Raw genomic sequence first — 24,614 nt, forward strand, 5'->3', positions numbered from 1 at the left:
CCGATGCGCTCCCGGTCCCGGCGGAGGGGTCAGTCCTTCCGGCCGGTGAGGGCCAGCGAGGTGCCGAGCCCGATCATGACGAGCCCGCCGGTGCCGCCGACGGCCGCGAGCCGGCGCGGCGAGCGGGTGAACCAGCCGCGCGCCGCGCCCGCGACCAGCGCCCACCCGGAGTCGAAGATCAGCCCGAAGACCGGAATGCACGCGCCGAGCAGCAGCATCTGCCCCGGCACCCCGCCGGTGTCGAGGGTGACGAACTGCGGTAGCAGCGCGGCGAGGAACACGATGGATTTGGGATTGGCGAATCCGACGACCAGCCCGTCCCGCAGGACGGCCAGGGTGCCGCGGCGATCGACGGTGACCTGGGCCGAGAGGGACTCCGCCAGATTCCCGCGGTGCCGGAACGCCTGCACGCCCAGGTAGACCAGATAGATCGCCCCGACCAGTTTGACGGCGGTGAAGACCCCCGCCGAGGTCGCGACCAGCGCTCCGAGCCCGAACGCGACGGCCACCACTTGCAGATACACGCCGACCGCGTTCCCGACCACGGTCACCAGAGCCACCCGACGACCGAGCGTGAGCGCGCGCGTGATGGCGAACAGGACGCTCGGCCCGGGAACGACAACCATCACCAGGGCCAGCCCGGCGAACCCGAGCAGATGATCGGCGGAAACCATCCGATCACGATAGCCAGGGTGGACCGGGCGGGCCACCGCAATTCCGTCGGCGATCGGGGCCGGAATCGGATGATCGCCGGGCCGGACGGCCGTCGAAGGTCCCGCCTTAATGCCCTACGACGGCGACGGCCGGGGATGTTGAATGGAACGGTTGGGCAGTATCGGTGCGAGATCGTGTGCCTGCTGCGATGGCGCGGATAGACGAGGTTCACCGATGCCGGAAGACGGACGACGCAGCCGGGCGACGACGGCGGTGATTCCGCACATCGATCAGGCGGTCGACGATGTCGTCGCCCTCGTCGCGCGGGCCCTCCCGCGCCGGGCCGCGGCGGGGGTGACGATGCGCCGCGCCGGGGCCGCCGCGACCATCGCGGCGTCCGCCCCGCTGGTCGTGCGCGTCGGCGAGATCGTCGGGGAACGCCGGGCCGGTCCGGAGTGGGACGCCGTGGCCGCCGCGGCCGTGGTCTCGGTCCCCGATCTGGCCGGGGAGAGTCGCTGGGACGACTATCCGGCCAGGGCCCTGGCGCTCGGCATCCGCTCGGTCCACTCGCATCCGGTCCACGACGGGAACACACCGGTCGCGACGCTGGATCTGTATGCGCCCCAACCGGATGCCTTCGACGACGGTATCCGGCAGACCGTCGCGATCAGCGCGCGCCACATCGAGCGACTGCTACACGCCGCCCACCTCTCCCGGATGAACGAGCAACTGCGGCAGGCGTTGTCGTCGCGCAGCACCATAGACCAGGCGGTCGGCATCCTGATGGGCCGGCGCCACTGCGGCCGGGAGCAGGCGTTCGAATTCCTGCGCGCCGCCTCGCAGCACCACAACGTCAAGCTGGCCGTCCTGGCCGCGGATATCGTCACCCGGGTCTCCGGGAGTGCGCCGGAGCCCGCGCATTTCGACGTGCCCGGCCGGTAGCCGGTCAGTCCGGGGTGAGCACCAGACGGCCGGCGACGATGTCGGCGGCGACCGTGCGCAGCGGCCGATCCGACGCGAAGGCGTGTGCGCGCAGCCGGGAGAGCGTATCGGCGATCGCGAATCCGCCTGCGACGGCCATCTTTCCGCGTGCCGCGTCGACCTCGCGATAATCGATCACCGACACCCACTCGGTGCCGATCCGTTCCACGAGTACACAACTGACCAGGGTCGTCAGCAGAGCGGCCTCGCTCCTGGTGCGCCCCGGGATCGGCCCGGTCCGGCGCGAGTACAGATCCACCGACCCGAATCGGATGGCGCCCAGCCGCAGCGGAAAGGCCGCGACCGCACCGGTTCCCGCCGCGGCGGCGCACGGCCCGAAGATCGGCCACCGCGGATCGTCGCCGACCCGCGCCGACTCCACCGGTTCGCCGCCGGTGAACGCGTCCACGGCCGGACCCTCGCCCAGTGTGAACTGGATGTCCTCCAGCACCGCCGCCCAGTCGCCGCTGGCGCCGAGCACGTCCAGGCTCTCGAGATTCCAGCGCATGGTCAGGGCGACGGCATCGACCCCCGCCAGGCAGTCGGCGTAACTCGCGCAGATCCGCTGGCCCCAACCGGCGATCGGGTGCGTGTGCCCGATCGCCGCCATCGCGGTGTCCAATCGGCCCCGGGGATGCCCGTGCATACGGCTGCTCCGATCCGTACGGCCGTGTCCGCTCGATCCGGAGTCGCTCGCTACGCCCGCCGAGCGTGTTCGTGCCGCGTCCTAAGGATGCCGCTGCCGTCGCGGCCGGTCAGTCCCGAATACGAACGAAACGGTGACCGCACCGGACAGAAAGCGAAGTCCGGCCGGTACGGCGCGCGGTACTACTCTCGGACGTAGGCCGCGGCAGTCGAGAGAGGTGGCGGATGAGCGGAGCCGACGGTGAGATGACGGCCTGGCGGGTACTGCGCCCGGGGCCGATCGGCGGTCGTCCCATGGATCTGGTGCGCGCGCCGGTCCGCGCGCCCGGGGACAGGGAACTCCTGGTGCGCGTGCTGGCCTGCGGCGTGTGCCGCACGGACCTGCATGTGGCGGAGGGGGATCTGCCGGTGCACCGGACCGGTGTGGTGCCCGGCCACGAGGTCGTCGGTGAGGTCGTGGCGCTCGGCGGCGGCGTGGGGGAGTGGTTCGCGATCGGCGACCGGGTCGGCGTCGCGTGGCTGCGGCACACCTGCGGCGTCTGCAAGTACTGCCGCCGCGGGGCGGAGAACCTGTGCCCCGAATCCCGCTACACCGGCTGGGACGCCGATGGCGGATACGCCCAATTCACCACGGTCCCCGCCGATTACGCCCATCCGCTGCCGCCCGGTTACGCCGACGCCGAGCTGGCGCCGCTGCTGTGCGCCGGGATCATCGGATACCGCGCGCTGCGACGGGCGGCCCTGCCCCTCGGCGGCCGCCTGGGCATCTACGGTTTCGGCGGCAGCGCGCATCTGGCCGCGCAGGTCGCGCTCGCCCGGGGCGCCGAGGTGCACGTGATGACCCGCGACCCGAAGGCGCGCGAGCTGGCACTGGACCTGGGCGTGGCCTCCGCGCAGGGCGCCGCGGACCCGCCCCCGGTGGCGCTGGACGCGGCCATCCTGTTCGCGCCGGTGGGTGATCTGGTGCTCCCCGCGATGGCGGCGCTCGACCGCGGCGGCGTGCTGTCGATCGCGGGCATCCATCTCACCGACATCCCGGCGCTGAACTATCAGCGGCATCTGTTCCAGGAGCGCGAGATCCGATCGGTCACGGCCAATACCCGTGCGGACGCCCGCGAATTCCTGGCATTCGCCGCGGAGCATCACCTCGACGTCACCGTGCACCCGTATCCGCTGGACGGCGCCGACCGCGCGCTGACCGATCTGGCACACGGAAAGTTTGCCGGAGCGGCAGTGCTCATGCCCTGACACGCCGAGACACGCCGAGAATTGCACTCCTAGTTCGCGATTCGCGTGCGTGTTGCCCGGTTTTCCTGCTTTGCTGACAAGAAAGCGGCGAAGCGGGGAACGGAGGCGTGGATGGTTCATCGGGTTACACGGCGGCAACACGTACGGGCCGCGCGGCCCTGGGTGTGGACGGCGTTGGCCGGCGCGGTCGCGGTGGCGGCCGTGCTGTGGGTGGCCAGACCCGACCCCGCGTCGTGCAGCGTCACCCCGGCGCCCGCGCCGGAGCCGCCGGTGCGTACCGTGACGAATCCGACTGTGTCCGAACCGCTCCCGACGCTCGAACGGCTCGACTCGCCGCAGCCCGGCGAGGCCCGCTACTACGCGTTCAACCAGCGGGTGGCCTGCTCGATTCCGGAGCTGCCGCTGGACGGGTTCTACATCGGCGTCCCGACCGCGGAGTACGCGGGCGGCGCGGCGTGCGGCGCCCTCGTCCAGCTCGACGGACCGCTCGGATCCGTGCGCGCGCAGGTCGTCGACCGCTGCCCCGGCTGCGGGCCCGGCCAGTACGACCTCAGCACCGCCGCCTTCACCCAGATCGCGGACCAGGGCGCGGGGGTCGCGCCGATCAGCCTGCGCCACATCCACAATCCGGTTCCGACCCCGGAACTCGTGTACCGGGTCCAGGACGGTTCGTCCTCGCACTGGCTGAGCCTGCTGTTCGCCAACACCGGAAATCCGTTGAGCCGCGTGGAGATACGCCCCGACGCGGGCGGCCCCGGCCACACCCTGAAGCGCGGCACGGACAACTACTGGTCGATCTCCGGCGCGGGCGCGGGCCCGTTCACCGCCCTGCTCACCGATACCGAGGGCCACCAGGTGCGCGTACCCGGCATCGCCGTCACCCCGGGCGCTCTCCGGCACACCGGCACCGGCCTCTACGAATTCCCGCCCCTGCCCCCGGCTACGTCGACCATGCCGGCCACGACAGCGGTGGTCCCGACACCCGCCGCCGGTTGCGCGTAAGCCCTGACACGGGTGCGGGATCCGAGACGCTGGTTCGTCGCTCGTGCCGGTGCGCATCGGTGTGTCATCATCGACTGGAACGCGTTCTAGTTTGGCAACCGTGCCAGGAGGGTCGTCGATGGTGAATCCGGAACCGGCGGGCGGGCGGTTCGGCGGGCGCGTCGCCCGGATGCGGGAGGTGCCTGCGGGCCGGATGGTGGAACTGCCGGGGCGCGGGCGGACGTATCTGGTGGATATACCGGGGCCGGGCGGCGCGCCGACGGTGATCCTGCTGCACGGTCTCGTGACGACCGCGATGCTCAACTGGTTCCCCGCGCTGGCGGAGTTGTCGGAACGGTATCGGGTGGTGCTCTACGACCAGCGCTGGCACGGGCGCGGAATCCGGTCGCCGCGGTGGGAACTCGACGATCTGGCCGACGATGTGGTGGCGGTCGCGGATCTGCTCGGCGTCGAGCGGCCGATTCTCGCCGGCTATTCCATGGGCGGCATCGTGGCTCAGCTTGCCGCGCACCGGCATCCGCGACGGTTCGGGGGACTCGTGCTGTGCGCCACCACCTACCGGTTTCGGGAGACGCTGCGCGAGCGGGCGTTTCATCGCGCGATGGGAACCGTCATGGGCGGGCTGTCGCGCACGGCCTCGCGGCGGGTAACAGCGGCGGCGCGGCGGCTTCCCGCCCTGCCTCAGATCACCTGGGAAAACGGCCGAATGGACCGCTGGGCCCTGGCGGAGCTGCGCAGCACCAGCGGCTGGGCCGTCGCGCAGGCCATCGCCGAACTCGGCCGGTTCGATTCCTCGGACTGGCTGCCGGAGCTGAGCATCCCGGCGGCCGTGGTCATCACGACCCACGACCGGGCGCTACCGGTGTACCGGCAACTCGAAATGGCGAAGCTGGTCGCGGGAGCCGAGATCTTCCTCGCCAAGGCCGGGCACGCGGCCTGCGCGTTCGAGGCGGACACCTTCGTCCCGGTCCTGCTCGACGCGTGCGCGGCGGTGGCCGCCCGGAGGTAACGTCCGCCGCCCGTTCATTGCTCGAGAGTTGCTGCTGGATAACAAATCTCACGAGTTCGTGCGTTCGCGCGGCGATTGGGTATCTCTCCCGCAGTGGCGTTGCCGGGCATCGGCGCACCCACCTACCTTGGCTCACATACGGCCGATGACAATAGTCTGTGACAACAGTCACGTGGCCGCTCACAACGGCGTGAGTAGGTGGGAACCATGGGCGACCGGAAGGTGTTGCTGTCCGAAAAGTGGCGTATCGCTTGGATATTCGCCGCGGTGCTACTGCTGCTGGGGCTCGTGTACCCGGCTCCGCATGCGAAGGCGCAATGGTGCGCCGATGTGGATCTGGTGGTGGCCCGGGGCACCGGCGAACCCGGATATCTGGGAAGCGGCGTGGGCGATCCGCTCTACGGCGCTCTCCAGGACCGGTTGCCGGTGAGCGTGAGCGCCTACCGGGTGGACTACCCGGCGGATCTGACCGACCCGTTCTCGGTGGGCAAGGGCAGCGCGGATCTCGTTGCGCACCTGGCGTATCAGGCCGCGACATGTCCGGATCAGCGCTTCATCCTGGCGGGGTATTCGCAGGGCGCGGCGGTCGTGCACACGGCCCTGGGCACCGGGATCACGAACTTCATCCCGGGCGCCGTCCGGGTGGACGGTGACCTGGGCGGGCGCGTGACATCGGTACTGCTGTTCGGCGATCCGATGCGGCTGATCGGCTGGAGCGTGCCCGAGCCGTATCTGTGGCGGACCGCGGACTTCTGCGCCGCGGGCGATCCGGTGTGTGGCGGCGGACTGGATCCGGGCGCGCACAACACCTACGGCGGACTCGTCGGCGCGGCAGCGGATTTCGCCGCCGACCGGCTGTGACCGTCAGCGGCGTTCGACCCGGCCCGGTGGGGGCTCGACCGCACCTCGGGTGGTGAGATACGACTCGAGGGCGTCGAGATCCGTCGGGCCGACCGCGGCCTTGCTGCCCTCGGTGAAGACGCTGAACCCGTCGCCGCCGGCGGCCAGGAAGTTGTTGGTCGAGATCGGGTAGGTGGCAACGGGATTCAGCGGCTGCCCGCCGATGCGCACGCTGCCGGGATCGACCTTGCTGCCCGCGGGCGCGGAATCGGAGTAGGCGTAACTGATCCCGGCCACCGAGAGCACCCCGGACTTGTCCGGGGTGGCCCACTGCTGTTCGAGGAGCCGGAGGATCTGCTGCCCGGTCAGCACCACCGTGACGATCTGGTTGCCGAACGGCTGCACCGTATATGCCTGCTCGTAGGTGATGTCGCCGCCGTTCAGATCCGCCCGTACGCCACCGGCGTTCATGAAGGCGGCCACGGCCTGATCGGGGCGCATGGCGGCGAGCATGGCGTCGGCGATGACGTCGCCGAGCGGGGAGTCGCCGCCGTGGGTGGGCTCGTTGGGCAGCGGCGCGGTGGCGGTGCCGATGACCCGGTCGGCCCGCGGCTTCGCCTGGTCGGCGTAGAAGTCGACGGATCCGGTCGTCGCGGGATCGGGCGGGACGTCGCGGGTGACGACTCGGTTGACCGCGCCCGCGTCGACGATGCCGTCGTGGAATCGCAGGGAGATATCGGTGACGAGGCGGCCGTAGGACGCGGCCTGGGTGACGACCTTGCCCGCGATCGTGCAGTTGTAGGCCTGGTGGCTGTGGGCGGTCAGCATGACCCGGACGGCGGGGTCGGTGCGTTCGGCCAGCTTGGTGACGTTGGGCGTGATGTCGGCGCAGCCGTTGTAGTCGGTGGGCGCGCCGTGGGTGCGCTGCGAGCCGCCGTCGTGCATCAGCGCCACCACGGTCTCGGCGCCCGCGGCACGCATCTGCGGTACGTACTTGTTCACCGCGTCGACCTCGTCGCCGAAGGTGTAGCCGCGAATGCCCTCCGGCATCACGATCGTCACGGTCTCGGGGGTGACGGTGCCGACGACGCCGATCTTGTGGCCACCGAGCTGGAGCATCGTCCACGGCCGCAGTCCCGGCGGGAGCTGTCCGTTGGCATCGGTCACGTTGGCGGCGAGGTACGGGAACTTCGCGCCGGTGAACGGTTCGCCGGGAACGCAGCCGTCCCAGCCGCAGCCACCCTGTTGCAGCCGCGTCAGTTCCGGGACGCCGTGGTCGAATTCGTGATTGCCGACCGCCGAGGCCGCGACGCCGACCGAATTGAGGAATCCGATGGTGGGCTCGTCGTGGAACAGCGCGGAGATCAGCGGGCTGGCACTCACATTGTCCCCGGCGGACAGGACGGCGCTGTCGGGATAGGCCGACCTGAGCCGGGCGAGATGCGTCGCGAGATACGGTGCGCCGCCGGCCGCGTAGCCGGCGATATGCCCGTTGCTGCCGGTGGGCGGCTGGAGATTGCCGTGCAGATCGTTGAGGCCGAACAGGTGTACCTCGCCCGGTTGCGGCTTCGGCAGCTCGTCGGTCGAGACCAGGGGCACCGCGCCGGGAGCGGGTGGTCGCGCCTCATCGCTCGAGCTGCCGCACCCGGCGAGTGCGAGAGTCAGGAGAACGGTCGCCAGAACCCCACGGAAGCGATGACGCGCCTGCATGGAACGACTTTCGCAGAATTCGCCGTCCAGCGCACGACGAGCAGGTGAACGCCGGGGATCACGGGCCGATCAGCCGGGACACCGTGACGAAGCGATATCCCCGCTCGCGCAACCCGTTCGCGATACCGGGGATCGCCGCGCGGGATGCGGGCCGGTGCATGGCGTGCAGCAGGACGATCGATCCGGGACGTACGGCGTCGAGGGTGTCGCGCACGATGCGCTCGGTGTCCGCGTCGCCGCTCGAATCGGGTTCGACGTCCCACATCACGGTCGTGCGGTCGTGGTCGGACAGGTATTTCGGGAGTGCGAAGAGCTTCTTGCCGTAGGGCGGGCGGAAGGTGATCGGCCCTCGATATCCCGTCGCGCGGATCTCGGCATCGGTGCGCTCGACCTCGTCGCGCACGGTGGGGGTCACGAGGACGAACCGCCGATGCGTGTAGCTGTGATTGCCGATCTCGTGCCCGGCGGCGGCGATGGCGGCGCCGTCCTGCGGGCGGGCGGCGAGCTGATCGCCGATGAGATAGAAACGTCGCCGGAATCCCCGCCGCCGCCAGAGTTCTCAGGATCTCCGGCGTATGTTCGGTCGGCCCGTCGTCGAGGGTGAGCGCGACGACCTTGTCGGCCGTGTCCTGCCGGTGAACCAGCCGCCCCGCCACCTGGTACGTGCGCGAATTCATCAGGAAGTACAGCCCCGTGCACACCACGACGAGAACGACGAGGACGATCGCGCCGCCGATCAGGAACTTGCGTCTCACCGGAGGCAAGTTAGCACCGTGACACCGGAGCGGTCGGCGAGCAGATGTCCGCCGCGACGCCGGCGAAGGCGCGGATGGCGGCATTCTCCATCGCGGTGATCCAGACGAGTGCACCCTCCACGGGCGGATTTCCGGCGAGGGGAATGTGGGTGACCTCGGGATGGTGGTAGTAGTCGACGAAGGATGCCGAGGTGGGGTGGACGACCTCGCCGCGAGCGATCCGGTGCAGGATGTCGCTGGTGGTCGCGATCGGCGCCCCGCGCGGGATCGGCCGGCCTCCGGGTGTGACGGCCGGAAAGTATCTGTCGTACAACGCCTTCGGGATATCTCCTCGCGGAATGACCGCGTGGTCGCCGAGATCCTCGAGCGTCGCGTGCCCGCGGCGGGCGAGCGCGCTCCCGGCCGGCACCAGGAGAATGCTCGGCTCCCGGCTCAGGATCGGGCCGACGGTGACGTCGGGTTCCGCGATCGGCAGGCGATGGCACATGAGGTGGTACACGCCCGTGCGGAGCCGGGCGAATTCGCCTGGGAATTCCTCGGTCACGGTCAGGCGGCAGTCCGGATATCGCGCCTGGAACTCGCGCACGATCGCGGTGAAACGCGGACCGGCCATGGCGTAGCTCGCGACACACACGCGCAGGTCTCCGCTGACGCCGCGCGCCATTTCCGTGACGGTGGCGATGGCGCGCCGGAATTGGTCGTGGGCCGGGCGCAATTCGTCGCGCAATCGCTCGCCGAGGGCCGTGAGGCGGACGCTGCGACTGGTGCGGTCGAAGAGTTTGCCCCCGATGCGCTCCTCCAGCGCGCGGATGGTCTGGCTGACCCGCGGCTGGGTCAGGTACAGGCGCTGCGCGGTGCGCCCGAAATGCTGTTCCTCGGCCAGCACCAGGAAGATCTCGGCCTCGCGCAACTCCATGGGCGAATCCTAGACAGCCGCGCCGGGATTGATAAGTCCCACTAATGGCTGGTGTGCACGATAAGCCGTTGATCAGGCACGACGCGAGATCGAAGCTGTATGAGGTTTCATTCGATCCTTTCCGAGGAGTGCTCCCCATGAAGATCAAGACGCATATCGGTGTCAGCCTCGACGGCTTCATCACCTCGCCCGACGGTCTGCCCGCCGTCCTGTCGATGCCCACGTTCGAATCGGGCGAATCGCACGGTTTGCCGGAATTCATCGCGGACTGCGGCGCGGTGGTGATGGGCCGCAACACCTTCGTCCCCGCCGTGGGGTCGTCGCACTGGCCGTGGCCCGGTCTGCGGGTATTCGTGCTGACCACACGGCCGCTACCGGAGGGGACCCCCGAGCACGTGGTATCCGCGCCGTCGCCGGAGAAGTTGCTCGAGCTGATGCGCGAGGCGGACTTCACCGGCGACGTGCACCTCGTCGGTGGCCAGCGGACCATCGACGCGTTCCGCCGGATCCGGGCGCTGGACAGTTTCGGGGTCGTCGTCCTGCCGATCCTTCTGGGCGACGGCATGCGGCTGACGCCGAGCGGCAGTACGTCGCAGTATCTGCGCCTGGAATCGACGCGGACGCTGGAGGACGGCTCGGTGGAGCACACCTACACCCTCGCCGCGGACGTCGGCGCGCAGTAGCGCCGAGTTCACCAGTGCAGACCGGGGATTCGATTCAGGATGCGTGCCGCGGGGGTGGGGAGGCTCATCAACGGGCGGACCACCGGCGCCAGGGCGAGGAGCGGGCTGCCGGAATCGGTCGCGGGCTCGGTGTCCCGGCGTGCGGGGGCCGAATCGCCGAGCCTGCGGAAGCCCTGGTGCAGGATCGCCTTCTTCACCGACGGCATGACCGTGTCGACGAGCTGGGCGAAGGTGCCGATCGGGGTGTCGATGCGGTCGGGGCGCTCCTCGAGGGCGCGGACGACGATATCCGCCGCCTGGTCGGGGGTGTGCACCGGCATCGAGCGGTACAGCTCGGTGGGGGCGATCATGGGGGTGCGCACCAGCGGCATGCGGACCGAGGTGAACGTGATTCCGGCGTCGGCGTTCTCGACTCCCGCGATCTCGCTGAAGGTGTCCAGGGCCGATTTGCTCGCCACGTAGGCGGCGAAGCGCGGCAGCTTCGTCTGCACGGCGATCGAGGAGATGTTCACGAAGTGCCCGAAGCGGCGCTCGCGCATCGATGGCAGCAGGGCCAGGATCAGCCGCACCGCGCCGAAGTAGTTGACCGCCATGGTCCGCTCGAAATCGTGCATCCGGTCGGTGGAGTCGAGCACCGACCGGCGGATCGAGCGGCCGGCGTTGTTGACCGCGTAGTCCACATGGCCGTGGTCGGCGAGCACCTGCTTGACCAGCAGCTCGACGGCCTTCTCGTCGGTGATGTCGCACGAGTACGCCTGTGCCGCACCGCCTTCCGCGCGCACGGCGGCGGCCGCGGCCTCGAGGTCGTCGAGGGTGCGGGCCACCATCAGGACGGTGGCGCCGCGCCGGGCGACCGCGTGCGCGGTGGCGAGGCCGATCCCCGAGGACGCCCCGGTGATCAGCACGATCCGGCCGCGCAGCCCGTCGCCGCCGTCCGCGTGGCGGGCGCGGTCCGGGTCCAGGTGGGTGCGCCAGTACTCCCACAGCTTCTCGGCATAGGAGTCGAACGACGGAACCGGCAGGCCGCGCAGCCGCGACCGGGTCGAATCGGAGACGAATTCGGAGTCGAACGAGACGTGCGGGGCGACCTCGGCCGGAATGCCCAGCTGCCGCAACAGCAGATCGCGCAGCGCGGTAGCGCCCGGGACCTGGGCCAGTGCCCGCAGCGCGGCGTGGCTGCCCGGAACGGTGCCGAGGCCCGCGGGCGCCCCGGCGGCGCGGGCCAGCGCGGCGAAGATGTCGCCGAACGGCTGCGGATCGGGGTTGACCAGGTGGAAGGTGCGCTTGTTGAGCCCCGGCCGGGTGATCAGCCGGACCATCGCCGCCGCCACGTAGTCGACCGGGACGATATTGGTCGCGCCGAGATCCGGCAGCGGCAGGGGCAACTCCGACGGCAGCCCGGCGAGGCGGGCGATCGCGGGGAAGAAGTAGTACGGTCCGTCGACCTTGTCCATCTCGCCGGTGCGGGAATCGCCGACGATGATCGCGGGGCGGTACACCCGCCAGCGCGGTCCGGCGGTCTCGCGCACGAGCTTCTCGGCCGCGAATTTGGTGCGGTGATAGGGGGAGTTCAGGTTCTGGCCGAGGTCGAAGTCGTCTTCGAAGAACGTGCCCCGGTGGTCGCCCGCGACGGCCACCGACGACACGTGGTGCAGCGTCGCGCCCAGCTCGGTGGCCAGCGCGATCACCGAGCGAGTGCCGGAGACGTTGGCGGCGTACGCCGTTTCCTCGTCGGCGGTCATGTCGTACACCGCGCCCAGATGGACGACGTGCTCGGCGTGCGGCGGGTCCTCCTGCAGTCCCAGGCCGTCGGCGGTCAGGTCGCCGAGCAGCGGGAAGACCCGGTCGTGCGCGCCCCAGCCGGCGGCGAGTTCGGCGAGCTTCGCGGCCGAGGCCTCCCGCACGAGCACGTGGATCACCGCGTCGCGATCGTGCTCGAGGAGTCCGGCCACCACGCGCCGTCCCAGAAATCCGGTGCCGCCTGTCACGATATAGGAGACCATCGCCCCTCCTGTCTGTCCGATCCTGTTGCCGCGCAACGGTTTTGGTGCCGAGCGCAACGCTGTTCGTCCGACATGCGTCGGTGGATGTGGACGTAGGAGACGGCCCGCTAACAGAAGTCGGGCCTGGGTAGGAACACCTTCGTGCCTAACTGATGAGTAACTTTAGCGGTGGGGGATATGTCCCGCAAACCAAAACAGCGCCCCGCGTGTTGTGTGTCGTATCACGCGAGGCGCCGTCAAGTATGTGTGTCAACGGTTTTCGTGTAACCGTCGGATGCAGTTGGTAACCCTCTGGCAAATACCCGATCCGCCGGAATCAGCCCCGCCGCCGCACCGGGAATTCGGCGGCCAGATCGCGGAACAGGGCGGTATTGAAGGCGAACGCGCGCTGGCACTCACCGAGGACGCGCTGCTTCTCGAGATCGTCGACGGCCAGCCGGTCCAGCAGGGTGCGGTACTCCCGCTTGAAGGCCGCCGGGTTGGGGATCTGGTCGAAGACGTAGAAGCGGACGCCGTCGCCGCGCTTGGGCAACTGCCACAGCTTTTCCGCCGTACCGCGGATGACCTGCCCGCCGGACAGATCGCCGAGGTAGCGGGTGTAGTGGTGGGCGACGTAGCCGGCGGGCCAGGTCCGCGCGCACTCCTCGATGCGGCCGGCGTAGGCGGTCGTCGACGGCAGCGGCTCGATGCCGTCGCGCCAGCCCGCGCCGCCGAGATGGGCGAGATCGGCCTCGAGATTCGCCAGTCGCGCCAGCTCCGGCCGCACGAACGGCCCCGCGACCGGATCGTCGGCGAGGGTGTCCCAGTGCGTCTCGAGCGCCCGGTACACGTGCCACAGCTGCCCGGTGTACCGGAAGAACGCCTCCACCCCGAGCGACCCGCCGAGCATGTCGCTCATGAACGTCGAATTCTCCGCATCCGCGTGCTGCCGCTCGGTAGCGGTCCGGATCTGGGTGGAGAACGGCGCACTCTCCGCCGTCGTGGTCGTATCCGCCATGATCCCGCTTTCCCGTCCCCGACCGGGGGACCGCAACTATGGGTTACCTAACTTCACTCTCACGATACCGGTGGGGAGGCGCGGGTGAATCAAACTTTCGGACGAAACCGTGTCGTCCGCCGGTCTCGCTATGCTGTCGGGGTTTCGCTTCTGCTCCAGTACGAGGGAGATCGTGGTTCATCCCGAAATCGGCACGACGTTCGCGGACTACGTCATCGACGGTGTCCTCGGGCACGGCGGCATGGGAACGGTCTACCTGGCGCGGCATCCGCGGCTGCCGCGGTCGGTCGCGCTGAAGGTGCTGAACCGCGCGGTATCCGGGGACGCGGAGTTGCGCAAGCGATTCGAGCGGGAAGCGGGTGTCGTTGCGCGGCTGGAACATCCGAATATCGTGGGGATCTACGACCGGGGCACGCACGACGGTTGTCTGTGGGTCGCCATGCAGTACATCGAGGGCGGCGACACCGGGCGGCTCGATCCCCGGCAGCTGACCGGGGAGCGGGCGGCGCGGATCATCACCGACACCGCGTCGGCGCTGGACTACGCGCACGCCCACGGTGTTCTGCATCGCGATATCAAGCCGGCCAACATCCTGCTCTCCGCCGCCGACGCCGGTCGCGCGGAACGTGCCGTACTCACCGATTTCGGTATCGCCCGGATGGATGCGGCCACGAAGATCACCGTGATCGGAACATTCACCGCGACACTGGCTTTCGCGGCGCCCGAGCAGCTCTCCGGTGAGCCGCTGGACCATCGGGCGGATCAGTACTCGCTGGCCTGCACCCTGTTCTCGCTGCTGACCGGCCGTCCGCCGTTCACCGCGGACAATCCGGGGCAGGTGGTGGCGCAGCATCTCTCGGCCCCGGTGCCGCCGCTGGGTCCGCTGCGCCCGGATCTGCCCGCCGGTCTCGACGCGGTGCTCGCGCGAGGGATGGCGAAGGAGAGGGAGCAGCGTTTCGGTAGCTGCGGCGAATTCGCGGCGGCGGTGTGGGAGGCGCTGTCCGGGCGATCTGCCGTCGTGCCGCTTCCACCGGAAACTGCTGTGCGCCAGCATGTCTCGGCGGGGCAGAGGTATCTGCCGCCGCCTTCCGCGTCGTTGCCGGGGTATTCGTCGCCACCGCGGATCGAGCCCGGACAACCGGTGCGACGCGGCAGGCGCGGTGCCTTGGCGGCGGCGATCGTGGCCGTTCTGGTGGTCGGTGCGGGAGTGACGTACGCGCTGCGAGAGTCGACCACGAAGTCGATCGCCGACAGCCCGGGCATTGGTGCCGAGTCCGTTCCGGAAACCACCGTCAGCTCGCATCCGGGCGGTTGGAGCGACAGCGAGCAGGTGGTCGTCCAGGCCTTCCCGAAGGTGTTCTCCGATCCGGTCAACCGCAAGGATTGGCGCGGCGCGGACTGTACGGGCACGACGACCGGCCAGACGCCCGAGAAGAGCGGAATCACGTGCACCGCGGCGGATTTCACGCTGTCGATCTACGACCTGGGCGATGCGGTAGCGGCCGTGGACTACCTCGGTTCGAGTCCGCCCGGCGTGAACTGGATCGAGGGGCAGATCACCCGGCGCGGATTCATGTCGTTCCTGCCGTACCGGGTCAGCCCCGACAGCGACTTCGGTCGGCCCGGGACCAAGTTCTTCTGGGGCGGGTTCAGTTCCGAACCGAAGTTCGCGCGCTATGTGCTCCTCATCGAGATGGACGCGGACTCCCGGGATCAGCTCGTCGACGTGTGGGGTGACGTGCCGCTGTAGGCCGGGTCAGTGGGTGAGCGCGATCTTGACGACGACCACTGTGGCGGCGGCGAGGGTCAGCAGCAGGGCGGCGATCGCGGAGGCGCGCGTCGGCCGCCGCCCGCGCAACCGGCCGATGACGAAGACGATGGCGCCGATGCGGATCAGCACGGCGACCTCGGCGAGGATCTGCGCCGTCCGCGGCTGGAACCAGCCCAGCCATCCGGCGGCGAGCAGGGCGCAGGGCAGGACCGCGGAGCTGAGAATCGGCACGGAGTTGCGCATTTCGCGAATCCGGTCGGCGACGGTGGTCGGCTGCTCGCGCACGGTGCGGGCAACGGTTTCGGCGAAGCTGTGCGCGATGAACGTCGACAGGGCGGTGCCGAGGACGATGAGGACTCCGAGGTGCTTCTCGCTGGTGACGACGGGCACGAGCGCCGTGAGCACGAGAATGTTCCCGTAGATGTACGCGCCGATCCGGCTGGCGGCATTGTCCCGATCCAGCGGCGCCCGCCGCGAGAACAGCGGACCGTGCAACAGCGCGGCGGGGTCGGATTCCATCGATCTCGTGTCCTGGGAGTGGAGAACGGGCTCGCCATCACAGTGACACGTCGTGTGCTCGCCGGGTACCACCCGCCGGGGGTGAATCCGCCGCGCGGCCGGTCCGAATCAAGCTGTGCGCGTGAGCGGACGCGATTGGTATGCCTGGCACACGGATCTGCGACCGGTTCGCCGTCAGGCGGTGAGGATGGTCTTGCCGAGCGCCGTGCGGTCCTCGAACGCCCGGTGCGCGGCCGCCGCCTCGGTCAGCGGCAGGACCGTGCCGATGACGGGGGTGAGGTCGCCGCGCACGGTCAGCTCCTCGGCCCGGCGGGTCAGTTCGGGCCACCGCTGCGGGCGGTAGCCGAGGCTGAACGGGATCAGTGACGCGCCGACGGGAAGCAGCTGCTGCGAGGTGATCTCGACCGGAGCACCACTGGCCGTGCCGAAGACCACCATCCGCGCGCGCGGCCCGGTGAGCAGGCCGTAGGCGTCGCGGGCGGTCTGCCCGCCGACGGTTTCGAGGACGACCGACACCGGACCGACCTCTCGGGCCCAGCCGGGTCGGGTGTAGTCGACGGTCGCGTCGGCGCCGAGGTCGATGGCCAGCTTCCGCTTCGCCTCCCCGCTCGCACCGGCCACGACGCGCGCGCCCGCTCGTTTGGCCAGCTGAATCAGCAGGGTTCCGATACCCCCGCCCGCCGCCTCCACCAGTACCGTCTCGCCGGGTTCGAGTGCGGCGGTCTCGATGACACCCACGGCCGTCGCGCCCTGCCCGAGCAGTGCGAGTGCCTGATGCTCGCCGAGACGATCATCGAGCCGGACAGCCGCGGTGGCCGGCACGACAACCAGTTCGGCGTAACTGCCGGAGCCGACGGTGCCGACGACCCGCTCACCGATTCGATCCGCGTCCACGCCGGACCCGACCGCGACGACCGTTCCCGCCACTTCGATACCCGGCGTATGCGGCAACGGCTGCCCGAGCGGATCGGGAATCACCCCGGCCCGCACCTGCACCTCGAAGTAGTTGACTCCGGTGGCCGTGGCCCGGACGAGCACCTCGCCCGCACCGGGTTTCGGATCGTCGACCTCCTCGACCCGCAGCACCTCCGGTGGCCCGTATTCGTGATAGCGAACCGCGCGCATGACATCCACCTCTCCTATGCGGACCATCGGTCCGTTTACTTCCCGCTATGATACGGACTAATAGTCCGTTTCTGTCAACAGGAGGTTCCCGATGCGCGCCGACGCCGAACGCAACCGCGGCGCGATCCTCGCCGTCGCGGGCCGTCTGATCTGCGACGACAAATTCGGCAACGTCTCCATGGACGACATCGCCGCCGCCGCCGGAGTCGGCAAGGGCACCTTGTTCCGCAGATTCACCGACCGCGAGGGCCTGTTCCGCGCGGTATTCGACGACCGGACCAGCCGGGCCTGGGCGGAAGTGCGCGACCTCGCCGGGGATACGACCAAGCCCGCGGAAGAACGGATACTGGCCTTCGTCGCAACGGTTTTCGACCTGACCGCCATCGAGTTGCAGCCGTTGATGCGCGCCCTGCCCGACGGCTGTCAGACGGAAACGTGGGCTCCGTGGCGCGCCCTACTCGCACAATTGATCTCGCAGATCGACCCCGGCGCCGACGCCGAATTCCTCGCCCTGGCGATCTTCGCCGGCATGCGCCCGGAGATCACCGACATGATCACCCCGCAGCGCCATCGGGACGGCGTCCTCGCTCTGACGGAACGCCTGCTCGGTCTCGGCTGACCGTGTGCCTCGCCGGCCCGGCTTATGCTGCGGATGTGGCAGAACCTATTGCGGGTGACGATTCGTCGGGGGATGCGATCGCCCGCGCGTTGCGTGCGGAGATCCTGGCCGGGCGGTTGTCGGCGGGGGAGCGATTGGTCGAGGGGACGATCGCCAAGCGGTACGGGGTGTCGAGGATTCCGGTGCGCGAAGCGCTCGCGCGGCTGCAGTCGGAGGGGTTCGTCACCATCGTCCGGCATCGGGGCGCCACGGTGTCGGAGTCACTGCTGCACGACGGGCGGGAACTGCTCCAGGTTCGCCGGGGGCTGGAGATCTTCGCCGCGCGGCTCGCCGCGGAGAATCGCGGCGGCACGGTCGCGAAGGAACTGGCCGAGGTCGCGGAGGGGCTGTCCGGCGGCGGGCCTGCGTTCCACGAACTGGTCGCCGTCGCCTCGGGGAACGATCACTTGCGCGAGATGCTGGCCGGTCTCAACCAGCGAGTGCGCTGGGGGCTGGGTCACGACCCCGCGGTCTCGGCCACCGACCACCGCGCGGTGGCGATCGCCATCCTCAACGGCGCCGCCGTCCAGGCGAGCTACCTGATGGACGAGCACCTGCAACGCGACGAACGGTTCTTCACCGAAGAGTTCGGCAGCTAACGGTTTCGAGAAACGGTATACAGTCTGAGGTGATATATCGCTTACTTAACGTGAAATATTGGTGAGGAAACACTCTGGCAACCCAGACTGTATACAACTACAGGCAGTTCGATCGCGGTTCTCGCTCCGAGGTCGGCTCGCCGATACGACCGGTGTCGGTGTCACGCTCCCTCCACCCGGAGTTCCGACATGTCCCTCACCCTGCCCGGCGGATCAGCCTCCGCCGTCGTCTCCTCTCCTCCCGTCGCGTCGCCCGATCCGTCGCCCGGCTTGTCCGGTGCGCTCGACCGCATCGGTTTCGGCCGTGTGCAGGCGGTCGTCATCGCTCTGCTGATGGCGGGGCTGTTCTTCGACTCGCTGGAACAGAATTCGACCGGTGCGATGGGCCCGTTGTTGAAGGAGTCCTTCGGTATCGGGAACGCCCAGCTCACCCTGATCAACACGGTCACCGTGGTCGGCGGGCTGGCCGGGCGGCTGATCGGCGGGTACATCGCCGACCGGTGGGGGCGTCGCACCGCGCTGAGCCTGAACCTGCTCGTTTACACGCTGGGCGGCCTCGTCAGCGCCGCCGCGGTGAACTACGAGATGTTGCTGGTCAGCCGTGCGATCGTCGGCATCGGGCTGGGCGGCGAATTCACCGTCGGCCTGGCGATCCTCGCCGAGGTGGTCGCGACCCGGCACCGGGGATCGCTGCTCGCGACCTTGAACATCTCCTCCGGCGGCATCGGCAATATCGCCTCCTTCGGCTTCTTCCTGCTCGTGCTCGGCCCCTTGAACGAAATGCTCGGCGGGGACGACAGCTCGTGGCGCTGGACCTATGTGATCCTCGCGGCGCCCGCCGTCCTCGTCGTCTTCTTCCGCCGGTACCTGCCGGAGTCCCCGCGGTTCCTACTGTCCAAGGGCCGCGTCGACGACGCCAACGCCAGCCTGACCCGGCTCGCGAGCGGCAGTGTGTCGGGACTGCGCAAGCCCGGCCCCACAACGAGTTTCGTCACCGCCGCCGATATCACACCCACCGGCCGGACCTCGTATCTCGCGGTGTTCCAGGGGGTGAACCTGCGGCGCACCGCCGCGATCGGCGCCGCCTCGTGGATGTCGTTCGGCGCGCAGGTGACACTGCTGTTCCTCATGCCGATCCTGCTGGTGTCGCGGGGCTATTCGCTGTCGGATTCGCTGGCCTTCACGATGATCATGAATATCGGCAGCCTGTTCGGCGCGTGCGCCGCCTCGTATCTGGCCGGGCGGGCGCCGCGGCGGGTCACGGTCATGTCGGCCGCGGTCCTCGGATGCCTGTCCGCGCTCGCCTTCGCGGTGTTCGCCCAGTCGACGGCGCTGATCCTGGTGCTGGGCATGATCTTTCAGTTCTTCACCATGATGCTGAACACGATGCTGTCGGTGTGGTCTCCGGAGCTGTTCCCCACCTCCGTGCGCGCCATGGGCGCGTCGGTCGTCAACGGGATCGGCAATGTCGCCGGCGCGGTGATGCCGTTCGCGGCCCTGTACTTCTTCGACCGCGCCGGTGTCGCCGGTGTGTTCGTCATGATCGCCGGCATGTACGCCCTGCTCGTCGTGGCCGCCCGGTTCGGTCCCGAGACTTTTGGCAAGTCGCTGGAGGCGGCCACCGAACATCCTGTCCCCAAGCCGTAAACCGATCACTCGAAAGGGGTTCCGCCGATGGCCGAACTGACGATCTCCGCCACCTCGCACGCGCTGAACTATCTGCCGCAGTACTACGCCGACCACCTCGGACTGTTCGCCGACCACGATGTGAAAGTCGTAGCGACAGCGAAGGATCCGTGGACCGGAGTGCTCGACGACCTCGACAGCGGCGCGGCGGATATCGCCCTGGGCGGCCTGTGGGTGCCCGGCATGTACTGGCGCACCCCCCGGGAACTCACCGTGTTCGCTCAGGTGAACCACCAGTTCCCGAAAGCACTGGTCACTCGGGAACATTCGGGCACCTTCGAGTGGGCGGACCTGTCGGGTGGCACCGTCCTCGCCCCCGGTATCGGCGGCAGCGCGCCCTACGCGTTCACCGCGGGCCTGATCCGGGCGGCCGGGGTGGACCCCGCGGGCATCACCTTCCTGCGTGATCTGTCCACGCCGATGTTCGTCGAGCTGTTCGAAGCCGGACTGGGCGACGCGATCGTCCTCGACACCATGACCGCACAAGTGTTGCAGGACAAGGGAACCGGCGTCGTCGCCCTCGACTATCTCGATGTCGGCGGCCTCGGCCCCAACAGCGTCTACTACTGCCGGACCGACCGCGTCGACGAGCTGTTCGATCGCCTGGTCCGCTTCACCACCGCCCTGAGCGAGTCCATGCGACGGCTGCGGGCCACCCCGGTCGCCGACCTCGAGCCGCTGCTGGCGGCCCACTGGCCGGCCGCCCCGCGCCCGACGCTGATGCGGGCCTGCGACCGGATCAAACGTTCCCGGACCTGGGACACCGCGCGCATCGATGCCGCGGCGACCGACTCGTGGATGCGAATCCTCCAGCAGGAAGGCATGATCCGGACCGTGCCCCCGTTCGCCGACCTGATCGACACCAGAATTATCGACACCGCCGAACTCGCCGCCCCGGTCCGGTGACACGTGCCGCTCGTACTCACCCACCCCGATATCGTCGCGCGGCTCGACCGAGACGCGGTGCGCCGAGCAGTCGAATCAGCGCACACGGCATTGGCTTCCGGGCAGTTCCGCAACCCCGCCCCGCACGGGGTCCCGCTGCCGCGGCCTGCCGGTGCAGCGCTCGACGATCCTCGTCCACTCCGCGATCACCGGCGAATGCCTCGCGGTCCTTGACGGCCGCGCTGTCACCGCGATCCGCACCGCCGCGGCCAGCGCCGAACAGCGGCGCGTCGTTGACGAGTGAGCGTGAAAGGCCGTACGCGCGTAGGGGATGCGCGTACGGCCCTGGGGTCAGCGGGGGACCGGGCCGGTGAGTTTGCCGCCCGAGGATTCGAAGACGAGGCAGGTTACGCCGCGGTCGCGGTCCCAGTCCTTCTTGTTGTCGGGGTAGAGGAAGGAGATCTGGAGTTGGTCGATGAGGGAGCTGTTGGCCAGGGCCGTTTCGACCAGGGTCGTGCAGCGCTCCTCGGCCTTCTGGGAGACGACCGATTCACCGGGGAAGGAACCGCGGTCCAGGTCGAACTTGGCGATCACCTCGCCGTCGTGCGGCTGGGCGCAGGGGGTCACGCTCACCGAGGTGGTGCGCTTGCCGTCCTCGATGCCGCCGACGCAGTCGCCCTCGCGCAGGCGGGTGACCGCCTCCGACGAGTCGCGGGTGACCTCGCCCGCGGAGTCCCGGTGTCCGGAACCGCCGGCGGCCACGGCGCCGATGATTCCGACCGCCACCCATACGGCGGTGAGCGCGATGCCGGCGATGGCGAGCCCGCGCCCGCGCTGGCCCGTCTTCTTGATCTGGACCAGTGCGATCACGCCGAAGACCGCGCCCAGGAGGCAGAAGCCGCCGAGGATGCCGAGGATCAGCGACGCGATCGCGAAGCCGTTCGTCCCTTGCTGCTGGGGCGGCTGCCCCGGCGGCGGGCCGAACTGGCCGGGGCCGCCGGGCATCGGAGCGTACCCGCCGGGCGGCGGCGTGCCCTCCGGCGGAAAACCCTGCGGCGGTGGTTGATTCATGTGCAAGACGGATTCCCCTCCCAGGAATCTGTGCCCCGCCACGGTAGCAGGGCGACCGCTCACCGTACCGTCCCATTTGTCTGTTCGTCGGACCGGTTCCCATTAGTGGTGAATCGGTGCGGCGTCCTGTATTCGTCCGGGGAACTCAGGCGAACTCCCGGACTCTGTTCCGCAGGTCGGCGGCGAGTTCGGCCGCGACGTCGCGCAGGGATTCGGCGACCGGGTGGATGCCCTCGGGCCCGCCCCGGCGATAAGCGAGCACGGTCGGGCGCACGGCGTCCGGGTCGTCGATGCGCACGACGGAAACGGTTGGGGGCAAAAAGGTTACGGCCAGTCCGGGGACGACGGTGACACCGAGCCCGGCGGCTACCAGGCCGATCTTGGTGACCCAGTCGCGGGCGATGTGGGCGACGACCGGCGGCGCGCCGGGCCCGGCCCACGCGCCGAGCAGTGTGGTGCGGGTGTCCGCGCTGCCCGCGATCCAGCGCGCGCCGCGCAGCAAGGCGGGCGGTGCGCTGCTACGGCCCGCGAGCGGATGGTTCTGCGGCAGCGCGACGTAGAGCGAATCCTGAAGCAGGGGAGCGATATCCACGCCGTCGACCGGGTCGACGGGTCCCGACAACACGGCCACGTCGATGCGGCCGCGAGCCAGCGCCGCCGACAATCCCGGTGTTGTGCCCTCCCGGATCCGCACCTCGAGCGCCGGGTTCCGGTGCATCACCGCGGCCATCGCCCGCGGCACCAGGGCGGCGGTCGCGGTGGCGAAGGCGCCGACGCGCACGCGCCCGCTGGGCCGGTCGCCCAGATCCCGCAGTTCGTCGCGGACGGTGTCGAGGCCGTCGAGCAGGGCGTCGGCGTGCCGGAGCACGATCCGGCCCGCGGCGGTGGGGCGCACGCCGCGGGCGAGCCGCTCGAACAGCGGGCCGCCGGCTGCCTGTTCCATGAGCGTGACCTGCCGCGAGATCGCGGACTGCGTGTAACCCAGCCGCTCGGCCGCGCGCGAGAACGATCCCGTGCGCGCCGCCTCCCGCACCACCCGCAGCCCGGTCACCGAGAACTCTGTCATGCGAGAACCTGATACCACACATGCGAGACTTTCGCTGGTCGCATCGCAGATCCGGCTCTAGCGTCGTCGGCATGGATACGGAATCGAACAGAGAACTCGTCCGCTCGATCTTCGAGCGGATGGCCCGCGGCGAGGCGGCGGCGCTGACCGAAGCGATGGCCGACGACTGCCGCTGGGTCTTCCCCGGCGACTGGTCGTGGTCGGGCACGTGGGAGCCGAAAAACGTTGTGGTGCAAAATCTCCTGCGCCCGCTCACGACACAGTTCGCCGACGGCTACCGTAGCGAGGCGGACCTGGTGCTCGCCGACGGCGACCGGGTGGTGGCGCAGGTGCGGGGGTACGCGACCACGACCCGCGGCGAGCCGTACCACCAGACGTACTGTTTTCTCTTCCGGATCGCGGGCGGCCGCATCACCGAGGTGATCGAGCACTGCGATACCGCGCTGGTCGAGCGGGTCCTCGAACCCTTGCCGCGGCCGGGTGCGCTCAGCGGCTGATACGCCGGAGGAATAGTCCTGGGCAGTGGTCAGTTCAGGGCGTCGGTGACCACCTCGGCGACGCGGGTCCGGAAGGCGTCGGGGGAGAAGGTGCGGGCGTGCTCGCGAATCGCGCCGGAATCGTAAGCGGCGGAATCGAAGTCGCGCATGGCGGCGGCGAATCCCGCCACCACCGTCTCGTCGTCGCCGGAGTTCACATGCTCGCCGGTGGTGCCGGGGACCACGGTGTCGAGCGCTCCGCCCGCGCCGACCGCGAGTACAGGCGTGCCGCAGGCCATCGCCTCGACCGGCACGATGCCGAAATCCTCCTCGCCGGGCATGAGCAGCGCGCGGCAGCGGCGGTACCTGTCGATCAGGACGTCGTCGGGCGCGGCGCCGAGGAAGGTGGTCTCCGGCCCGGCCAGCGCCTCGAGCTGGCCGCGGAAGCGCCCGCCGCCCAGCACGACCAGGCGGCAGCCGGCCCGCTGCGCGGCGCGGATGGCGAGATCGGGGCGCTTGTAGGGAACCAGGCGGCCCGCGACGAGGAAGAAGTCCTCGCGAGGGACCGCGGGATCGGGGGAGAAGCGATCGATGCGCACCGGCGGATACACGACCGTCGACTCGAGGCCCCACCAGTCCCGGATCCGCCCGGCCACCGCCCGCGAATTGGCGAGCACCCGCGACAGCCGTGGCGCGGCACGCACTTCGCCGCGGCGGGCCAGGCTGCCGAGCGCGCCGAGCGCGAATTGCCCTGCGCCGCCGCCCGCTTCGCGCGCCCGAAAGGTCCTGTCCCACGCCCACCGCGCCGGACTGTGCACGTAGGCGATCACGGGCGCGTCCGTGGCGAGGGCGGCCTGCGTGGCGAAGGCGTGGTGACTGACGACCACCGCGTCGTACCTGTCGTTCGAGAGTGGCAGGCGGCGTAGCGCGCCGGGGACGAAGGGAAGCAGGGGTGCATGGCGTCCGCCGGTCAGGGTGTGGGCGCGGGTGAGCCAGGTGCCGTGGAAGGCGTTGTTCGTTTTCCCGGCACGCTTTTGGCCGGGATCTACCGCCGGGGCTGGGGGATTCCGGCCAAAAGCGTGCCGGAAAAACGAAGAGGGCGTGGTGGTTTGAGAAGAGGGCGTGGTGGTTTCGGACGTGGATGCCGACTCCGGGAAGGCCGCGGCTTGCACCTCCGCCTCGCACGAGGGGTCCACAATGGGTGCGAAGACGTCGGCGTCCGGCCAGGTCTTGAGAAGTTCGGCGACGACCGCCTCCGAGCCCCCGTACTCGGTGAAGCGTTCGTGGACGAGGGCGATGCGCGGACTACCCACCG

The 24,614-nt window shown here is 69.7% G+C and carries 25 protein-coding genes and 1 pseudogene; 13 read left to right on the forward strand and 13 right to left on the reverse strand.

Annotation, left to right across the window (positions count from 1 at the left end; genetic code table 11):
- Positions 1 to 29: 29 nt before the first annotated feature.
- Positions 30 to 674 carry a LysE family translocator gene (locus ON41_RS13905; protein ID WP_040748023.1) on the reverse strand — a complete coding sequence of 215 codons (645 nt, stop codon included), beginning with the start codon at positions 672 to 674 and terminating at the stop codon, positions 30 to 32.
- 214 nt (positions 675 to 888) lie between these two features.
- Here ON41_RS13905 and ON41_RS13910 point away from each other — a divergent pair, with 214 nt between their 5' ends.
- The gene (locus ON41_RS13910) at positions 889 to 1,596 is read left to right on the forward strand and encodes an ANTAR domain-containing protein (RefSeq protein WP_051161422.1); all 708 of its coding nucleotides are present in this window, start codon (positions 889 to 891) and stop codon (positions 1,594 to 1,596) included.
- A gap of 4 nt (positions 1,597 to 1,600) precedes the next feature.
- Here the strand turns inward: ON41_RS13910 and ON41_RS13915 are convergent, their stop codons facing one another.
- Positions 1,601 to 2,281 (reverse strand): hypothetical protein, encoded by a 681-nt coding sequence (locus tag ON41_RS13915; protein ID WP_157185462.1) that lies wholly within the window; start codon positions 2,279 to 2,281, stop codon positions 1,601 to 1,603.
- Between the two features lie 245 nt (positions 2,282 to 2,526).
- Here ON41_RS13915 and ON41_RS13920 point away from each other — a divergent pair, with 245 nt between their 5' ends.
- From ON41_RS13920 to ON41_RS13935, 4 genes are all read left to right on the forward strand, one after another.
- Complete coding sequence (locus ON41_RS13920) at positions 2,527 to 3,528, forward strand: zinc-binding alcohol dehydrogenase family protein (protein ID WP_040748077.1); 1,002 nt, start codon at positions 2,527 to 2,529, stop codon at positions 3,526 to 3,528.
- A 111-nt stretch (positions 3,529 to 3,639) separates the two neighbouring features.
- Positions 3,640 to 4,530 carry an expansin EXLX1 family cellulose-binding protein gene (locus tag ON41_RS38985; protein ID WP_157185463.1) on the forward strand — a complete coding sequence of 297 codons (891 nt, stop codon included), beginning with the start codon at positions 3,640 to 3,642 and terminating at the stop codon, positions 4,528 to 4,530.
- Positions 4,531 to 4,648: 118 nt separating this feature from the next.
- Positions 4,649 to 5,539, forward strand: coding sequence for an alpha/beta fold hydrolase (locus ON41_RS13930; protein WP_040748024.1), 891 nt, complete (start codon positions 4,649 to 4,651; stop codon positions 5,537 to 5,539).
- Positions 5,540 to 5,746: 207 nt separating this feature from the next.
- On the forward strand, positions 5,747 to 6,400 hold the full coding sequence (locus tag ON41_RS13935) for a cutinase family protein (protein WP_051161428.1): 654 nt from the start codon (positions 5,747 to 5,749) through the stop codon (positions 6,398 to 6,400).
- Positions 6,401 to 6,403: 3 nt separating this feature from the next.
- Here ON41_RS13935 and ON41_RS13940 read toward each other — a convergent pair whose 3' ends face one another.
- The 4 genes and pseudogenes from ON41_RS13940 to ON41_RS13950 all read right to left on the reverse strand — a co-directional run bounded on the left by ON41_RS13940 (position 6,404) and on the right by ON41_RS13950 (position 9,760).
- Positions 6,404 to 8,089, reverse strand: coding sequence for a bifunctional metallophosphatase/5'-nucleotidase (locus ON41_RS13940; protein WP_051161430.1), 1,686 nt, complete (start codon positions 8,087 to 8,089; stop codon positions 6,404 to 6,406).
- Positions 8,090 to 8,147: 58 nt separating this feature from the next.
- The gene (locus ON41_RS13945) at positions 8,148 to 8,606 is read right to left on the reverse strand and encodes a polysaccharide deacetylase family protein (RefSeq protein WP_444543676.1); all 459 of its coding nucleotides are present in this window, start codon (positions 8,604 to 8,606) and stop codon (positions 8,148 to 8,150) included.
- A 28-nt stretch (positions 8,607 to 8,634) separates the two neighbouring features.
- Positions 8,635 to 8,928, reverse strand: a pseudogene (locus ON41_RS43945) (polysaccharide deacetylase family protein); the annotation flags it as partial.
- Positions 8,855 to 9,760: a LysR family transcriptional regulator gene (locus ON41_RS13950; protein WP_040748025.1), complete on the reverse strand. Its 906-nt coding sequence runs from the start codon at positions 9,758 to 9,760 to the stop codon at positions 8,855 to 8,857. The gene ON41_RS13950 and the pseudogene ON41_RS43945, both read right to left, overlap by 74 nt.
- 137 nt (positions 9,761 to 9,897) lie before the next feature.
- Here ON41_RS13950 and ON41_RS13955 point away from each other — a divergent pair, with 137 nt between their 5' ends.
- Complete coding sequence (locus tag ON41_RS13955) at positions 9,898 to 10,443, forward strand: dihydrofolate reductase family protein (protein ID WP_040748026.1); 546 nt, start codon at positions 9,898 to 9,900, stop codon at positions 10,441 to 10,443.
- Positions 10,444 to 10,451: 8 nt separating this feature from the next.
- Here ON41_RS13955 and ON41_RS13960 read toward each other — a convergent pair whose 3' ends face one another.
- Positions 10,452 to 12,446: an SDR family oxidoreductase gene (locus tag ON41_RS13960; RefSeq protein ID WP_040748027.1), complete on the reverse strand. Its 1,995-nt coding sequence runs from the start codon at positions 12,444 to 12,446 to the stop codon at positions 10,452 to 10,454.
- Positions 12,447 to 12,762: 316 nt separating this feature from the next.
- Positions 12,763 to 13,443: a biliverdin-producing heme oxygenase gene (locus ON41_RS13965; protein WP_040748028.1), complete on the reverse strand. Its 681-nt coding sequence runs from the start codon at positions 13,441 to 13,443 to the stop codon at positions 12,763 to 12,765.
- A gap of 172 nt (positions 13,444 to 13,615) precedes the next feature.
- Here ON41_RS13965 and ON41_RS38990 point away from each other — a divergent pair, with 172 nt between their 5' ends.
- Positions 13,616 to 15,193: a serine/threonine-protein kinase gene (locus tag ON41_RS38990; protein WP_246829524.1), complete on the forward strand. Its 1,578-nt coding sequence runs from the start codon at positions 13,616 to 13,618 to the stop codon at positions 15,191 to 15,193.
- Positions 15,194 to 15,199: 6 nt separating this feature from the next.
- Here the strand turns inward: ON41_RS38990 and ON41_RS13975 are convergent, their stop codons facing one another.
- Together ON41_RS13975 and ON41_RS13980 are read right to left on the reverse strand one after the other, a co-directional pair.
- Positions 15,200 to 15,733, reverse strand: a complete 534-nt coding sequence (locus ON41_RS13975; protein ID WP_040748029.1) for a hypothetical protein — start codon at positions 15,731 to 15,733, stop codon at positions 15,200 to 15,202.
- A 174-nt stretch (positions 15,734 to 15,907) separates the two neighbouring features.
- Positions 15,908 to 16,858: a quinone oxidoreductase family protein gene (locus ON41_RS13980; RefSeq protein ID WP_040748082.1), complete on the reverse strand. Its 951-nt coding sequence runs from the start codon at positions 16,856 to 16,858 to the stop codon at positions 15,908 to 15,910.
- Positions 16,859 to 16,949: 91 nt separating this feature from the next.
- On the opposite strand from ON41_RS13980, the gene ON41_RS13985 reads away from it, so the two are divergent.
- The 5 genes from ON41_RS13985 (at position 16,950) to ON41_RS43430 (ending at position 20,990) form a co-directional block, all read left to right on the forward strand.
- Positions 16,950 to 17,477, forward strand: a complete 528-nt coding sequence (locus ON41_RS13985; RefSeq protein ID WP_040748030.1) for a TetR/AcrR family transcriptional regulator — start codon at positions 16,950 to 16,952, stop codon at positions 17,475 to 17,477.
- A 35-nt stretch (positions 17,478 to 17,512) separates the two neighbouring features.
- Positions 17,513 to 18,115, forward strand: a complete 603-nt coding sequence (locus ON41_RS13990) for a GntR family transcriptional regulator (protein ID WP_157185464.1) — start codon at positions 17,513 to 17,515, stop codon at positions 18,113 to 18,115.
- A gap of 189 nt (positions 18,116 to 18,304) precedes the next feature.
- The gene (locus tag ON41_RS13995; protein WP_246461666.1) at positions 18,305 to 19,762 is read left to right on the forward strand and encodes an MFS transporter; all 1,458 of its coding nucleotides are present in this window, start codon (positions 18,305 to 18,307) and stop codon (positions 19,760 to 19,762) included.
- A 27-nt stretch (positions 19,763 to 19,789) separates the two neighbouring features.
- Positions 19,790 to 20,707 carry an ABC transporter substrate-binding protein gene (locus tag ON41_RS38995; RefSeq protein ID WP_051161439.1) on the forward strand — a complete coding sequence of 306 codons (918 nt, stop codon included), beginning with the start codon at positions 19,790 to 19,792 and terminating at the stop codon, positions 20,705 to 20,707.
- Between the two features lie 151 nt (positions 20,708 to 20,858).
- A complete protein-coding gene (locus ON41_RS43430; protein WP_276325732.1) occupies positions 20,859 to 20,990 on the forward strand; it encodes a hypothetical protein in 132 nt (43 codons plus the stop codon).
- Between the two features lie 47 nt (positions 20,991 to 21,037).
- Here ON41_RS43430 and ON41_RS14005 read toward each other — a convergent pair whose 3' ends face one another.
- Both ON41_RS14005 and ON41_RS14010 read right to left on the reverse strand, forming a co-directional pair.
- Positions 21,038 to 21,757 (reverse strand): DUF4190 domain-containing protein, encoded by a 720-nt coding sequence (locus ON41_RS14005; RefSeq protein WP_083905342.1) that lies wholly within the window; start codon positions 21,755 to 21,757, stop codon positions 21,038 to 21,040.
- 145 nt (positions 21,758 to 21,902) lie between these two features.
- Positions 21,903 to 22,823, reverse strand: a complete 921-nt coding sequence (locus ON41_RS14010) for a LysR family transcriptional regulator (RefSeq protein ID WP_040748031.1) — start codon at positions 22,821 to 22,823, stop codon at positions 21,903 to 21,905.
- Between the two features lie 71 nt (positions 22,824 to 22,894).
- On the opposite strand from ON41_RS14010, the gene ON41_RS14015 reads away from it, so the two are divergent.
- Positions 22,895 to 23,320 carry a nuclear transport factor 2 family protein gene (locus tag ON41_RS14015; protein WP_040748032.1) on the forward strand — a complete coding sequence of 142 codons (426 nt, stop codon included), beginning with the start codon at positions 22,895 to 22,897 and terminating at the stop codon, positions 23,318 to 23,320.
- 29 nt (positions 23,321 to 23,349) lie between these two features.
- Here ON41_RS14015 and ON41_RS14020 read toward each other — a convergent pair whose 3' ends face one another.
- Positions 23,350 to 24,612: a glycosyltransferase gene (locus ON41_RS14020; RefSeq protein WP_040748033.1), complete on the reverse strand. Its 1,263-nt coding sequence runs from the start codon at positions 24,610 to 24,612 to the stop codon at positions 23,350 to 23,352.
- Between the last annotated feature and the right edge of the window lie 2 nt (positions 24,613 to 24,614).

The organism is Nocardia transvalensis NBRC 15921, assembly GCF_000308875.1.
Lineage (GTDB): Bacteria > Actinomycetota > Actinomycetes > Mycobacteriales > Mycobacteriaceae > Nocardia > Nocardia transvalensis.